Source organism: Streptomyces achromogenes subsp. achromogenes (assembly GCF_000720835.1).
GTDB lineage: Bacteria > Actinomycetota > Actinomycetes > Streptomycetales > Streptomycetaceae > Streptomyces > Streptomyces achromogenes.
In genome coordinates this window covers 104,199-117,638 of the sequence record NZ_JODT01000012.1, presented here as the reverse complement: position 1 = coordinate 117,638, position 13,440 = coordinate 104,199, and the positions used below count along the sequence as shown (strand labels likewise).

At 73.7% G+C, this 13,440-nt stretch carries 16 protein-coding genes; 7 read left to right on the top strand and 9 right to left on the bottom strand.

What is annotated here, in order from left to right; translation table 11 throughout:
* Positions 1 to 66: 66 nt before the first annotated feature.
* Complete coding sequence (locus IH25_RS0114205) at positions 67 to 933, top strand: esterase/lipase family protein (RefSeq protein ID WP_030608609.1); 867 nt, start codon at positions 67 to 69, stop codon at positions 931 to 933.
* 50 nt (positions 934 to 983) lie between these two features.
* Here IH25_RS0114205 and IH25_RS0114200 read toward each other — a convergent pair whose 3' ends face one another.
* Entirely contained in the window at positions 984 to 1,985 is a 1,002-nt protein-coding gene (locus IH25_RS0114200) for a lytic polysaccharide monooxygenase auxiliary activity family 9 protein (RefSeq protein ID WP_030608590.1), read from the bottom strand.
* Positions 1,986 to 2,154: 169 nt separating this feature from the next.
* On the opposite strand from IH25_RS0114200, the gene IH25_RS0114195 reads away from it, so the two are divergent.
* Positions 2,155 to 2,634, top strand: a complete 480-nt coding sequence (locus IH25_RS0114195; protein WP_051753926.1) for a GNAT family N-acetyltransferase — start codon at positions 2,155 to 2,157, stop codon at positions 2,632 to 2,634.
* Between the two features lie 32 nt (positions 2,635 to 2,666).
* Here the strand turns inward: IH25_RS0114195 and IH25_RS40655 are convergent, their stop codons facing one another.
* A complete protein-coding gene (locus IH25_RS40655) occupies positions 2,667 to 2,804 on the bottom strand; it encodes a hypothetical protein (protein ID WP_107058380.1) in 138 nt (45 codons plus the stop codon).
* Positions 2,805 to 2,941: 137 nt separating this feature from the next.
* On the opposite strand from IH25_RS40655, the gene IH25_RS0114185 reads away from it, so the two are divergent.
* Positions 2,942 to 3,562: a class I SAM-dependent methyltransferase gene (locus IH25_RS0114185; RefSeq protein ID WP_030608552.1), complete on the top strand. Its 621-nt coding sequence runs from the start codon at positions 2,942 to 2,944 to the stop codon at positions 3,560 to 3,562.
* Positions 3,563 to 3,567: 5 nt separating this feature from the next.
* Here IH25_RS0114185 and IH25_RS0114180 read toward each other — a convergent pair whose 3' ends face one another.
* Positions 3,568 to 4,497 carry a GNAT family N-acetyltransferase gene (locus IH25_RS0114180; protein WP_030608549.1) on the bottom strand — a complete coding sequence of 310 codons (930 nt, stop codon included), beginning with the start codon at positions 4,495 to 4,497 and terminating at the stop codon, positions 3,568 to 3,570.
* Positions 4,498 to 4,569: 72 nt separating this feature from the next.
* Between IH25_RS0114180 and IH25_RS0114175 the strand changes: the two genes are divergently transcribed.
* Entirely contained in the window at positions 4,570 to 4,941 is a 372-nt protein-coding gene (locus IH25_RS0114175; RefSeq protein WP_030608545.1) for a GntR family transcriptional regulator, read from the top strand.
* Between the two features lie 49 nt (positions 4,942 to 4,990).
* Here IH25_RS0114175 and IH25_RS0114170 read toward each other — a convergent pair whose 3' ends face one another.
* The 3 genes from IH25_RS0114170 to IH25_RS0114160 all read right to left on the bottom strand — a co-directional run bounded on the left by IH25_RS0114170 (position 4,991) and on the right by IH25_RS0114160 (position 7,560).
* Positions 4,991 to 5,761 carry a DUF72 domain-containing protein gene (locus tag IH25_RS0114170; protein WP_030608542.1) on the bottom strand — a complete coding sequence of 257 codons (771 nt, stop codon included), beginning with the start codon at positions 5,759 to 5,761 and terminating at the stop codon, positions 4,991 to 4,993.
* Positions 5,762 to 5,807: 46 nt separating this feature from the next.
* The gene (locus IH25_RS0114165) at positions 5,808 to 6,902 is read right to left on the bottom strand and encodes a DUF5925 domain-containing protein (RefSeq protein ID WP_030608540.1); all 1,095 of its coding nucleotides are present in this window, start codon (positions 6,900 to 6,902) and stop codon (positions 5,808 to 5,810) included.
* Between the two features lie 226 nt (positions 6,903 to 7,128).
* Positions 7,129 to 7,560 carry a hypothetical protein gene (locus IH25_RS0114160; RefSeq protein WP_037654925.1) on the bottom strand — a complete coding sequence of 144 codons (432 nt, stop codon included), beginning with the start codon at positions 7,558 to 7,560 and terminating at the stop codon, positions 7,129 to 7,131.
* A gap of 305 nt (positions 7,561 to 7,865) precedes the next feature.
* Here IH25_RS0114160 and IH25_RS0114155 point away from each other — a divergent pair, with 305 nt between their 5' ends.
* Both IH25_RS0114155 and IH25_RS0114150 read left to right on the top strand, forming a co-directional pair.
* Positions 7,866 to 8,672 (top strand): SGNH/GDSL hydrolase family protein, encoded by an 807-nt coding sequence (locus IH25_RS0114155; RefSeq protein WP_030608535.1) that lies wholly within the window; start codon positions 7,866 to 7,868, stop codon positions 8,670 to 8,672.
* Positions 8,673 to 9,298: 626 nt separating this feature from the next.
* A complete protein-coding gene (locus IH25_RS0114150) occupies positions 9,299 to 9,568 on the top strand; it encodes a hypothetical protein (protein WP_030608531.1) in 270 nt (89 codons plus the stop codon).
* 41 nt (positions 9,569 to 9,609) lie between these two features.
* On the opposite strand, the gene IH25_RS0114145 is transcribed toward IH25_RS0114150, so the two are convergent.
* Positions 9,610 to 10,806 (bottom strand): CaiB/BaiF CoA transferase family protein, encoded by a 1,197-nt coding sequence (locus IH25_RS0114145; protein ID WP_030608528.1) that lies wholly within the window; start codon positions 10,804 to 10,806, stop codon positions 9,610 to 9,612.
* 124 nt (positions 10,807 to 10,930) lie between these two features.
* Here IH25_RS0114145 and IH25_RS0114140 point away from each other — a divergent pair, with 124 nt between their 5' ends.
* Positions 10,931 to 11,470, top strand: coding sequence for a nucleotidyltransferase domain-containing protein (locus IH25_RS0114140; protein WP_030608527.1), 540 nt, complete (start codon positions 10,931 to 10,933; stop codon positions 11,468 to 11,470).
* Here IH25_RS0114140 and IH25_RS0114135 read toward each other — a convergent pair.
* Both IH25_RS0114135 and IH25_RS0114130 read right to left on the bottom strand, forming a co-directional pair.
* Entirely contained in the window at positions 11,467 to 12,621 is a 1,155-nt protein-coding gene (locus IH25_RS0114135; RefSeq protein WP_030608523.1) for a type ISP restriction/modification enzyme, read from the bottom strand. The genes IH25_RS0114140 and IH25_RS0114135 overlap by 4 nt on opposite strands.
* Before the next feature lie 24 nt (positions 12,622 to 12,645).
* A complete protein-coding gene (locus IH25_RS0114130) occupies positions 12,646 to 13,395 on the bottom strand; it encodes a GntR family transcriptional regulator (protein ID WP_030608520.1) in 750 nt (249 codons plus the stop codon).
* Positions 13,396 to 13,440 lie beyond the last annotated feature (45 nt).

The following is a 13,440-nucleotide window of genomic DNA, read 5'->3' as shown; positions in this document are numbered from 1 at the left end:
GCATCCCGTGATCCGGATCACAGGGTGGGCCGTGCACCTCCCCTTGAGCCGCAAGGAGATCACACGATGCTGCCCTGGAAGCGAGTGGTCAGACCGCTCGCCGCGCTTCTGCTCGCCGTCGCCGCCGCCGTCGTACCGGCCGCCACCGCCAGTGCCTCCGGCACCGCCGCGACGAGCAGCGGCTGGAACGACTACGCGTGCAAGCCGTCCGCCGCCCATCCCCGGCCCGTCGTCCTCGTCCACGGGACCTTCGGCAACTCGGTCGACAACTGGCTCGGCCTCGCCCCGTACCTCACGAGCCGCGGGTACTGCGTCTACTCCCTCGACTACGGCGAGCTTCCCGGGGTGCCCCTCTTCCACGGCCTCGGCCCCATCGACAAGTCGGCCGCGCAACTGTCCGCCTTCGTCGACAAGGTGCTCACCGCGACCGGAGCCGCCGAGGCCGACCTGGTCGGCCACTCCCAGGGCGGCATGATGCCCCGCTACTACCTGAAGTTCCTCGGCGGAGCGGCCAAGGTGCACGCCCTCGTCGGCATCGCCCCCGACAACCACGGCACCGACCTGGACGGCCTCACCAACCTGCTGCCGTACTTCCCCGGCGCCGAGGACCTGCTCGACGCCGCCACCCCCGGCCTCGCCGACCAGATCGTCGGCTCCGACTTCCTCACCAGGCTCAACGCGGGCGGCGACACCGTCCCCGGCGTGCGCTACACCGTCATCGCCACCCGGTACGACGAGGTGGTCACCCCCTGGCGCACCCAGTACCTGAGCGGTGCGGGCGTCCGCAACGTCCTGCTCCAGGACCTCTGCCCGCTCGACCTGTCCGAGCACCTCGCGATCGGCCTGTTCGACCGGATCGCCTTCCACGAGGTGGCCAACGCCCTCGATCCGGCCCACGCCACCGCCACCACCTGCGCCTCGGCCCTCGGCTGAGCCGTCGCCGGGGCCTGTCCGGTCTGAGCCGCCGGACAGGCCCCGGAGCCTCACCGGCGCCGGCCGCCGCCCGCCGCGCGCCGCCGCACCGACAGGAACAGCGCGGCCGAGCCGACCGCCAGCGCCGCCGCGCCGCCGATAGCGAGGGTGGAGGTGCCGGCGGGCGCGCCCGTCTCGGCGAGGTGCACCGAACTCCCGTCCGCTTCCGGCTGGTTGGCCGGTGGTGCGGGAGGCTGCTCCGCCGGGCCGGCGGCGGTCGGTTCCGCGTTCGCCGGGACGGCGGCGGTCGGCTCCGCCGACGTGCGCGCGTCGTCGTCCCCGTGCCCGTGGTGCTCGATCGTCGACTTGTCGGCACCGGCCGCGATCTGCTCCTCGGAGGGCGCGGACGCGCTCGGCACCGGAGCGCTGCCGCCGCCGGCGCCGCCGAAGTCGACGTCCGAGCAGGAGTAGAACGCCTCCGGGCTGTCCGAGCGCTGCCACACCGCGTACAGCAGATGCCGGCCGGACCGCTCGGGCAGGGTGCCGGTGAAGGAGTAGAAGCCGCCCGCCGCGACGGGGTCGGTGACCTGCGCCACCGGGTGCTCCAGATCCAGGTCGGCCCAGGCCAGTCGCTTCACCGGGTCGTACCCCGGCTTCGTGGCATACACGGTGAACGTGCCCTTGTGCGGCGCGGTCACCCGGTACTTGAACGTGTACGACCCGCCGTGCACGCGCGTCGCCGGCCAGTCGGCGCGGGCCAGGTCGAGCCCCTTGAACTCCTCGTTGCCCGCGCTGCACAGCCGGCCGTCCGGGATCGACTCCCGGTGCCGCCCGGCCACGTCACCGATCCGGATGCCGTTCCAGTCGTACAGGGCCTGCGTGCCGCCCGCCGCCACGGCCGCCTCGCACGCGGCCGACTCCGGGCTCTCCGGGCCTTCCGCGTAGCACTGCGCGACCCGGCTGACCGGGTCGCCCATCGTGCCGTGCGCGGACGCGGGCCACGTGGTGAGCACGCTCAGGCCGAGCGCGGCGACGGTGACGGCGGACGCGGTGGCCTTGCGGCTGCTGGGCATGCGGAACTCCTCCGAACGGTCCGTGGGTGATCCGACGTTAGCCCCGGGCCGGCGCCGGAACGCCCGTCGGGAGCCGTCGGAGGAGATCCTTATGCTCCGCTTAAGGGAGTGCTCAGACTCAGCTCAGACAGATAGCGTGCGCCACATGATCGACAAGGGCCACGGCGGTATGGAAGGCGACACCGGCACGCAAGGTGACACCGGCACGGAACAGGTCCGGCCGGCCGGCGCACGGGACGTGCCCGCCGTACGGGCGGTGACGGACGCGGCGTACCACCACTACATCGAGCGCATCGGGGTCGTGCCCCAGCCCATGGAGGCCGACCACGCGGCGGACGTGGCCGCCGGCAAGGTGTTCGTCACCGGCGAACCCGTCGTCGGGCTGGTGGTGGTCGAGGCGTTCGCCGACCATCTCTTCCTGGACAGCGTCGCCGTCCACCCCCGCGTCCACGGCACGGGTGTCGGACGCCGCCTGCTGCGCTTCGTCGACGCACGCGCGCGTGCGCTCGGGCTGGGCGAGATCAGGCTCTATACGAACGCGATGATGTGGGAGAACCAGAAGATCTATCCGCGCTACGGCTACGAGGTCGTGGCCCGCCGGGTCGACGGCCCCTACGACCGCGTCCACTACCGCAAGCTGCTGGACTGAACCGCAAGCTGCTGCACTGAACCGCCCTCGGGTCAGGCGTCGGGCCACCAGGTGCGCGCTATGTCCTTGCGCACCTCCGGCCGTCCCGCCGGGGTCTCTTCCGCCTCCTCGGACATCCGGCGGCTGTCCGTCCGCTTCAGGGGCTTCTTCTGCACGGTCATGCGGCGCATCGCTGCCTCCTTCGTGGCTACCGGGTTCCGTGTTGTCACGGAGGTAGACGTTTTCCGGGAGATTTCCTCATCGGTACTGGTTTGTCAGTGGTGGCTGTCACGTCCGTACTGTCAGTGGCGTGTGTCACCCTCTGGGCATGAAGAGCGAGAACACGCACAGGGGTGCTGGTGCCCCGGAAGCGGACTGGGATGCGCTGGCCGCCGGATTCGACGACGAGCCGGATCACGGACTGCGCGACCCCGAGGTGCGCGCGGCCTGGGCGGAGCGGCTGCGCGCCTGGCTTCCCGGCCACCCCGCCGACCTGCTCGACCTCGGCTGCGGCACCGGCAGCCTCTCGCTCCTCGCCGTCGAGCAGGGACACCGGGTGACGGCCGTCGACCGGTCCCCGGCGATGGTCGAACGGGCCCGCGCCAAGCTCGCCGGGCACACGGCCGAGATCCTGCGCGGGGACGCGGCGGCCCCGCCGGTGGGGGAGCGGCGCTTCGACGCGGTCCTGGTCCGCCATGTGCTGTGGGCCCTGCCGGACCCCGCCGGGGCGCTGCGGCACTGGCGGGACCTGCTGCGCCCCGGAGGCCGGATCGTGCTGATCGAGGGTGTGTGGGGAACCCTCACCCCGGTCGGCATACCCGCCGCGCGGCTCACCGCCCTGCTGGAGCCGCTGGCCTCGCGCGTGCGCGTGGAGCGACTGTCCGGGCACCGCGCGCTGTGGGGCAAGGAGGTGGACGACGAGCGGTACGCGGTGGTGGCCACGGTGTGACCCGCTCAGCCCAGTTCGCGGATGTAGCGCACCTCGCGCGCCCGGAATTCGTACCCGAGCCAGTTGTTGATCGCGAGCATGGGACCGTTCCCGGTGTCGTTGCCCGTGAACGCCTCGGTGATGCCGGCGGCACGGGCCCGGTGCAGGGAGTGGGCCTTGACGAGCTTGGCCAGGCCGCGGCCGCGGTGGGCGCGGACGGTGCCGGTCATCGCCGTCGAGTAGCGGGTGCCGCCGTCGGTGTAGGCCACGGTGAAGGCGACCGGCCGGCCGTCGGCACAGGCCACCACGGTCAGCTCCCGGTTCAGCAGCGGGTGGTGCCAGACCTCCTCCACCCAGGCGTCGTAGTCCGTGAACTCGGTGTCCACATCGCCCGGTTCGTCGCGCACCGTCTCCGCGTCCAGCTCGAACAGCGGCCGGGGATCGGCCGCGAAGTCGGCGGCCGTGCGCAACTCGACCCCGGGCGGGATCCCGGGCAGCGGCGGCAGGGTGCCGTGCGCCAGGTCGAGCCGGAGGAAGTGCGCGCCGCGGCCCGGCCGGTAGCCGTGCCGCTCGGCGAAGGCCCGGTTGCCCGGCTCGTCCAGGGCCCAGGCCAGCAGCCGGGTCGCGCCCAGGTCCGCCAGGTACTCCTCGGCGACGCGCGCCAGCAGCCGGCCGGCCCCGCGCCCGGTCCGGTCCGGGCGGACGTAGATGTTCAGCGCGCCCTGGCCCGGCTCGGGGCTGTCGTGGAGCAGGTGGACCTGCGCCGTGCCGATGATCTCGCCGTCCTCCTCCGCGACGAGCGGCCGGAAACGGGCGGCGGGATGGACATGGGCGGCCGTGTGCCGCACCGAGTCCGGGGTGAACAGGATGTACGGCAGCGCGAGGCGGCGTACCCGGGCGAAGCCCTCCGCGTCGGCCGGGACATCGGGGCGCAGGTCACGCACGAGGACGGTCATGGCACCGCACCGTACGAGGCCGGGCCGCCGGGCTGCCTCCCATTTTCCGGCGGGTGCGGGACAATCGGCCCCGTGAGCCTGAAGATCCGCATCGATGACAGCGCGCCCCCGTACGAGCAGGTGCGGGCGCAGATCTCCGAGCAGGCGCGGTCCGGGGCGCTCCCGGTGGGGTACCGGCTGCCCACCGTGCGGGGGCTGGCCGAGTCACTGGGGCTCGCGGTGAACACGGTGGCCAAGGCGTACCGGGCGCTGGAGGGTGACGGGGTGATCGAGACGCGGGGGCGCAACGGCACGTTCGTCGCCGCCGCCGGCTCGGCCGCGGAGCGGGAGGCGTCCTCGGCCGCCCAGGCGTACGCCGAGCGCGTCCGGCGGCTCGGCCTCGGCGAGGACCAGGCACTGAGCGCCGTGCGGGACGCCCTGCGGGCGGCTTACGGGGAGGACTGAGGAGAGGCGCGCGTTCCCCCGCACCGTTCTCGTCACCGGCGGGGCGGGCCTACCCGAGGCTCGCCGGCTCCGGTGTTCTCGTCACCGTCAGCCCCGCCCGGCGTGCCGCCCCGCCGAACACCACCGCGTCCCGCACCGCCGCGCCGCCCGGGTCGTTGTTGAAGTACGCGTACACGTCCCGGTCGGCGGACCAGGTCGTCGCGACGCGGTCCACCCAGGTCTCCAGGCTGCGCCGGCCGTAGCGCGGCCAGGGCCGGGCGCGGCCCTGGTGGAAGCGGACGTAACCCCAGTCGGCGGTGCGCCACAACGGGCCGGCCGGGCGGGCCAGGACGTCCGCCCAGCACAGGGCCGCGCCACGGGACACCAGCACCTCGCGCACCTCCCCGGTCCACCAGGAGTCGTGCCGGGGCTCGACCGCCACCCTCGTACCGGGCGGGAAACAGGCCAGGCAGGCGTCCAGCAGGGCCGGGTCGGCGCGCAGGGTGGGCGGGAGCTGGAGGAGGACGGGGCCCAGGCGGTCGCCGAGCCCCGTCGCGTGGGTCAGCAGCCGGTGCACCGGCTCCTCGGGCTCCTTCAGCCGCTTGACGTGGGTCAGGAACCGGCTGGCCTTGACCGCGACCACGAAGTCCGGCGGCACCCGCTCCCGCCAGCCGGCGAAGGTGTCGTACGACGGCAGCCGGTAGAAGGCGTTGTTGATCTCCACGGTCGCGAACAGCCGGGTGTACTCCTCCAGCCACCGCCGCGCCGGCACCCCGGCCGGATAGACGAGGTCCCGCCAGTCCTTGTACTGCCACCCCGACGTGCCGACATACAGGGTCATACCCCCATGAAAGCACCCGCCGTGACGGCCTTCACCCGAGCGGTGCTCACAGGTACAGCCCCGCGTCCGCCCCTTCCCGGGCCCCCGGCACCGACGTCGGCGTGGTGCCCCGGCGCAGCGCGTACAGCTCGGCCAGGGTCGCGCCCTCCCGGCCGATGCCCTGCTCGGTGCCGAGCCAGTCCACCGCCTCCCGGTGGGTCAGCGGGCCCACCTCGATCCGGGCCAGACAGCGGCCGGGGCGGACCACGGCCGGGTGCAGCCGCTCCAGGTCCTCGTTGGTGGTGACGCCGACCAGTACGTTGCGGCCCTGGCCGAGCAGGCCGTCGGTGAGGTTCAGCAGCCGGGACAGGGCCTGGCCCGCGGTGTGCCGGGCCTCGCCGCGGATCAGCTCGTCGCAGTCCTCCAGCAGCAGCAGCCGCCAGCGGCCCTTGCCCGCGCCGTCGTCCTCGCCGATCGCGATGTCCATCAGATAGCCGACGTCGGAGAAGAGCCGCTCGGGGTCCAGGACGCAGTCGACCTGGCACCAGTCCCGCCAGGAACGGGCCAGCGTGCGCAGCGCGGAGGTCTTGCCGGTGCCCGGCGGGCCGTGGAGCAGCAGCAGCCGGCCGGCGATGTCGTCGGGCGTCGTCCGCATCAGCCGGTCCATGGCATCCGCCACCGGTGCCGTGTAGTTGGCCCGGACCTCCTCCCAGGTGCCCGCGGAGATCTGCCGGGTGGTGCGGTGCGGGCCGCGCCGCGGGGAGACGTACCAGAACCCCATCGTCACGTTCTCCGGCTGCGGTTCCGGCTCGTCGGCCGCGCCGTCCGTGGCCTGGTCGAGGATCCGCTCGGCCAGGTCGGCGCTGGTCGCGGTGACCGTCACGTCCGCGCCCCGGTTCCAGCGGGAGACCAGCAGGGTCCAGCCGTCCCCCTCGGCGAGGGTCGCGCTGCGGTCGTCGTCGCGGGCCACCCGCAGCACTCGGGCGCCCTCCGGCAGCAGGGTCGCTCCGGAGCGGACGCGGTCGATGTTCACCGCGTGCGAGTACGGTTGCTCGCCCGTCGCGAAGCGGCCGAGGAACAGCGCGTCGACGACGTCGGACGGGGAGTCGGAATCGTCGACGTGGAGCCGGATCGGCAGGGCGTCGTGTGGGTTCGCGGACATGTCCGCCATGATCCGCCACGGATGCCCCGCCCGCACGGCATTTCCGGCCAACGCTCCACCGGAAGGGCCCGGACCGTGCTCCGCCGGAAGAACCTGGGCCGTGCTCCGCCGGGAGTCCGACCGTGCTCCGGAGGCCCGCCGTCCCACCGTGCTCCGGAGGCCCACCGTCCATCCGCCTGCCGGAAGTCCGACCATCCGCCGAAGGGCCGCCCCTCCTCCGGAAACGTCAGTCGTACTGGCCGTTCCCGGAACCCCGCCCCCGCACCAGCGCGACCAGCAGGACCAGCAGGCTGAATCCGGTCACCACGACCACCCCGCCCCCGGCCGACCAGCGGTGCGCGGCCAGCATGCACTGGGCGACCAGCAGGTCGACGGCGATCGCGCCCGCGAGGGCGGTGACCGCGCGGCCGAGCGGATCCGGCCCGCGCAGCGCCGCGGCGATCGCCCCGGCCGGCGCCGCGAGCAGGAAGAAGAGCGTGCACGGGGCGCGCAGGGGCGAACCGGAGTCGATCAGCGCGAGCAGCGCGCCGGCCGTCGCGGCGGCGGCTGCGGCCCCGACAAGCAGCGGCGCCGAGCCCCTCCCGGGTCCCGGCCGGGCGCCGTCGGCGTCCGTCCCGGTGCCGTTTGACGAAGGTGGCTTGATACGTAAGTTCCGCATTGGCGACTTTGCCCCCCGACGCGCCTGATGCCGGGTTTCAATGTGGCGCAGCCGTCGGCGGGGCGTCAAGACGGCGGCACGGGCGGAACGGCCGTTCCCCCGAAGCGTGCCCGGCGGCTGTTTCCCCTGCGCCGCCAGGGACTTGGCGCGGTGTCAACAGACACCGCCCGTACGCGCAATACACGAGCGGTGAATGTCTCGGGTCGACCTTGTTGAGACCGCGAAAGTTTTGGCATGAACACTTCCTGTCAACACGCGTAGCTGCTACCAACGTTGAGGCAGAGATCCTGCTAAAGGGAGGTTCCATGAGACGTTCCCGACTTACCGGACTCGTTACCTCGCTCCTCCTCGCCGCCGGCCTCGGTCTCACCGGGGCCGCTTCGGCACAGGCGTCCCCGACGGCCGCGGCCGGCGGCTACGTGGCCCTCGGCGACTCCTACTCCTCCGGCGTGGGCGCCGACAGCTACATCAGCACCAGCGGCAGCTGCAAGCGCAGCACCAAGGCGTACCCGTACCTGTGGAACGCCGCCCACAGCCCCTCGTCGTTCGCCTTCAACGCCTGCTCGGGCGCCACGACGGACGACGTGCGCGCGAACCAGCTCGGCTCGCTCGGCTCCTCCACCTCGCTGGTGTCCGTCACCGCCGGCGGCAACGACGCGGGCTTCGCCGACGTCATGACGACGTGTGTGCTCCAGTCCGACAGCGCCTGTCTCTCCCGGATCGACACCGCCAAGGCGTACGTCGCCAACACGCTCCCCGGCAAGCTGGACACCCTCTACAACGCGATCAGGGCCAAGGCCCCGTCCGCCCGGGTCGTCGTCATCGGCTACCCCCGCTTCTACCAGCTCGGCCAGTCCTGCCTCGGCCTCTCCGAGACCAAGCGGGCGGCCATCAACGGCGCCGCCGACTACATCGACACCGCCATCAAGGCCCGCGCCACCGCCCACAACTTCGTCTTCGGTGACGTCCGCACCACCTTCACCGGCCACGAGATCTGCTCCGGCTCCTCCTGGCTGCACAGCGTCGACTGGCTCGACATCGGCGAGTCCTACCACCCGACCGCGGCCGGTCACTCCGGCGGCTACCTGCCGGTGCTCACGAACAACGCGTGACCCGGGCGGGCTCGCCCCGCCGGGTGAACTTCCGGGCGCTCCCCGGGAGTCCGGTCAGGGCGAGCCCGACGGCGACACCGGCACCGGGGGAGAGCCCGAGGAAGCCGTGCCCAGCGCGGACAGCAGGCGGTAGCGGCCCGCGATCACACGTTCACGACCCGGCTCCGCGGACACGGGCGCCCCCCAACGGCCTCTCGCGCGACTTCTCGCAAGGTGAGATCGCCCACGTTCCACGCGCCGCGCACGCCCGCGCGGTCAGCGGCAGGGAAGGACGGGCGACCGGGGCGGCGGAGTAACCGCTTCCGCCTCCGCGCGGGGGGCCGTCGTCACCCTCGGCCGATACGACACGCCCCGGCGGGCGACACGCCCTTGATCGTGGAGGGCCTCGGCCCCGCCGTGCGATCACTCACCGTAACCACTGGGCCTGACGCTCGCTCAGCGCGTCCCGTTGCCCGGCCGCCTGTCCAACTCACCCTGAAATCGGTCTGATTCGGAGAGTAGTCAAAGGGGGATGGTCAACCCCCTTACGGCGATGGTGAATCCTGTGGCCGAGATACCCGGGTGCCCCAGTGGGGCGATAGGGTTAGCCTGCCCGGGCCGGGTGACTCGTACGGGTGGGGAGTGACATGGAACAGATAACAGTGCGCAGCAGGGCCAGGGTCCCTGCGATCACCTGCGGGAGCAGCGCGACCAGTTCGCGCCTGGACCGCCATCTGTCGGTGCTGGCGGGACCCGCCATACCGCAGCGGGAGACGGTCGAGGCGACCTCGCTGATGCGTGAGCTGACGGCACGCCGCTCGGCGCACACGCGCAGCGACCGGGGTGCGCGGGTCAGCCGGGTATCCCTCTTCGCGCCGCTGCGCCGGCTGCGCCGTTCGCTGTTCGGCGGTCACTGACCGCAGCGCAGGGCCCCGGCCTCCGAGCGGGGGCGCCGCGCTCAGGCCGCCACACCGTCCCGGCGCAGCGCTGCGATCTCGTCGTCCGTCATCCCCACGGCGCGCAGCAGCGCTCCGGTGTGCTGCCCGAGCGCGGGCACCTCACCCATCCGCGCCTCGCCCCCGCCCGGCAGCGTGATGGGCGGCAGCAGCGCCTTCAGCGGCCCGGCCGGCGTTCCCACCTCACGCCACCGCTCCCGGGCCGCCAGCTGCGGATGCTCCGCCAGTTCGCGTACGTCCCGCAGCCGGGCGCAGGCGATGCCCGCCCGCTCCAGCCGGTCCAGCGCCGCCTCGGTGTCCAGCACCCGCAGCGCCGCCGCCACCAGCGCGTCGGTCCGCTCCCGGTGCGCCACCCGGGCGGCGTTCGTCGCGTACGCCGGGTCCGTGCCCAGCTCCGGCCGGCCCATGACGTGTTCGGCCAGCCGCCGCCACTCCCGGTCGTTCTGCACCGACAGCAGCACCCGGCCGCCGTCCGCGGTCGGATAGGCGTCGTACGGCGCGATCACCGCGTGCGCCAGCCCGGTGCGGGCGGGCGGCTCGCCGTCGTGCATCGTGTGGTGCAGCGGATGGCCCAGCCACTCGGCGAGCGCCTCCAGCATGGACACCTCCACCGGCCCGCCCCGCCCGGTCGTGCCGCGGCGCACCAGCGCGGCCAGCACACCGGAGAACGCGTACATGGCCGCCGCGATGTCCGCCGCCGGGATGCCCGCCTTCACCGGCTGCTCCGGCGTCCCGGTCACCGACACCAGCCCCGCCTCGCACTGCACGAGCATGTCGTAGGCCCGCTTGTCCGCGTACGGTCCCGAGCCGCCGTAGCCCGAGATGTCCACGGCGATCAGCCGCGGGTGGGCCGCGCACAGCGTGGCCGCGTCCAGGCCGAGCCGGGCCGCCGCGCCGTGCGCGAGGTTCTGCACGAACACGTCCGCGTCCGCGATCAGCCGCCGTACGACGGCCAGGCCGCGCGGGTCCTTCAGGTCCAGCGCCAGGGACTCCTTGCCGCGGTTGCACCACACGAAGTGCGAGGCCAGACCGCGGGCCGCCGTGTCGTAGCCGCGCGCGAAGTCGCCGCCGTCGACCCGCTCCACCTTGATGACCCGGGCACCCAGGTCGGCGAGCTGCCGGGTCGCGAAGGGCGCGGACACGGCCTGTTCGACGGCGACGACGGTGATGCCCTCCAAGGGCAGCGGGAGTTGATCCATGCGGTGGATGATCTCCCCTGACCGGCGGCCTTGTCAGCAGTACGCCCATGCCGGGGCCATAGCGCACCGCGTACGCTGGACGTGACCAGGACGAGGCCGGGGGGATCGATCCTTGAGACCAGCCGTGAGGGACCAGGAACGTGCCCGGCGCCAGCTCGGGTTGATCGCCCGGGTGCTTCGGGCGGCCCGGGACGCCGGGATCCCGCTGTGGCTGCGCGGCGGCTGGGCCATGGACTTCTTCCTCGGCGAGGTCACCCGGGACCACGGGGACGTCGACTGGTTCGCCTGGGCGCGGGACGCCCCGGCCCTCGCCGCCCTCCTCGCCCGGCTCGGTCACACACCGGTGCCGGGGCCGCCCGCCGGCCTTCAGCTCGACTTCGTCAAGGACGGCCTGGACAGCAGCTTCACCCTGATCGACCGGGACTCGGCGGGCCGGGTGACCGTGGCGGGCGGGCCCTGGGCCGGCACCCCCTGGCCGGACGGGCTGCTCGCGGCCGAGCCCGGGCGGATCGGCGCGCTCCGGGCGCCCATCGTCGCTCCGCGCGTCCAGATCGAGATCAAGCGCATGATGCCGGTCTGGGACCCCTCCCGGCCGCGCCGGGCCAAGGACGCCGAGGACATCGCCCGCCTGGAGGCCGCGCTGCGCGCTCGTACGGCGGGCTAGATGAGCGCGAACTGCCCCTCCGGGCCCTCCTCCTGGTGGTCCAGCACCGATGCCGGACGCCGGGCGGACTCCGCGACCGGCAGGACGCCCGCCCGGCGCAGGTCGCCCGCCGTCACCGCCGGCACCGGGCGCAACCGGGCACGCGGCGCCCGCAGTTCGGCCAGCAGCGTGAGGACCGTGATCAGCTCCAGCAGCTCAGAGGTCCAGCTCTGCGGCCAGGCCGCCGGACGGATCGCGGCGAGCGTGCCCGGCTCGGCCGGCGCGGTACGGGCCGCGAACCAGGACTCCAGCACCCGGATGCCGGCCACCTCGAACTCCCACGCCTCGGCGGGGACGGGGGAGATCCGGCCCTCGTCCAGGTACAGGGCCTCCTCGTCCGGGTCGTACCGCAAAGTCCCCGGACGGCCCGGCAGCGGCGCCCGGACGTACGGCCGGCGGCCACCGGGCAGCCGGGGCCGCTCCCCGTCCCGGCACATCAGCCACAGCATCCGGCGGCCCAGCTCCACCCCGGCCGCCCACAGGCCGGCGTCGTCGGTGAGCGGCACGGTCAGGTCCGGGCGGACCGCCGCCACGATCCAGGCCAGCACGTCCGTCGCCGAGGGGTGTGCGCCCAAGCGGACGGACAGCAGGTCCGTCAGGCCCGGGGCCAGGTTCGGTTCGGCGGCGCCGGGGCGGCGGTACAGCGGGCGGATCCGGCCGGTGCGCAGCGTGGGCAGCAGCGGGGTCGCCAGCAGCGGGAGGTCCGGGTCGCCCGTCGGGGCCGTGAACACCTGCCGCGCGTCCGCGACCCGCCACAGCTCCGGGCGGGCCGTGTCGATCAGCCGGTGGTCCGGGATCAGCCACCGCTCGTCGAACGGCGCGGCCAGCACCCGCACCGGCTCCGCGCAGGGACCCCCGGCCCGGGCGAGCCGTCCGGTACCGGTGGACTGACCGGGCAACTGGCCCACCGCCGAGGTGAGCGCACGCGCCCGGGTCGGCTCGAACAGGGCCTCCCGGTCCGGCCCCTCGGCCCTCAGCAGGGCCTCCCAGCGGGCCCGCAGCGAGCCCGGATCGGGCGCCGTCGGCCAGTGGCGGCCAAGCCGCAACGGTGCGACGGACCACGGCATGAGGTCCGCCAGCAGCGGAGCGTCGTCGTGCGTCACGGTGGGCATGGTACGGCCTCACCCGCCCCCGGTTCAGGTGGCGTCGAGAGTGACCGTGAACGAGAACCGGTCCCCCCGGTAGTGGATGACGGCCACGTCCAGCACCCGCCCCTCGCTGTCGTACGTCACCCCCGTGTAGTGCAGGATCGGGCTGAGCAACGGCACATCGAGCAGCCGCGCCGTCTCCGGATCGGCGAGCCGCGCCTGCACCGTGTCGGTGATCCGGCTGATGTCCGCCTTCACCACGTCCCGCAGCACCTTGGTCATCGGCCAGCGCACCAGGTCGTCCGGGTCGATCCGGTCGGCCAGGTCGGGACGGATGTGGTTGACGGCGTGGTTGGTCGGCTCCCCGGTCTTCTCGTCGCCGCGCAGCCGGTGGTACGCCGCCACCTCCGCGAGGTCCGGGAAGTACTCGGCGAGCGCGGCCGGCACCGGCACCCGCCCGTGCTCCAGCAACTTGGTCGTCATCCCGGACTGCTGGGCCACGATGGCGTCCACCGAGCCCAGCAGCCGCACCGGCGCCCCGCGCCGCACCCCGGGCTCGATGAACGTGCCGCGCCGCCGGTGCCGGCTGATCAGCCCCTCGTCCTCCAGTTCCTTCAACGCCTGCCGCATGGTCAGCACGCTCACGCCGTAGTGCTCCGCCAGCCGCTCCTCGGTGGGCAGCCGCAGCGGATCCTCGGGGGAGCGGCCCAGTATCGAGGCGCGCAGCGACTGCGACACCTGGTACCACAGCGGCAGCTTGCGGTTCAGGACGATGGAGTCCGGGGCGAAGGAGGTCACCCCGCTATCCGTACCCGGCGGGGAACCTCCCGCGCAACGGCGGAC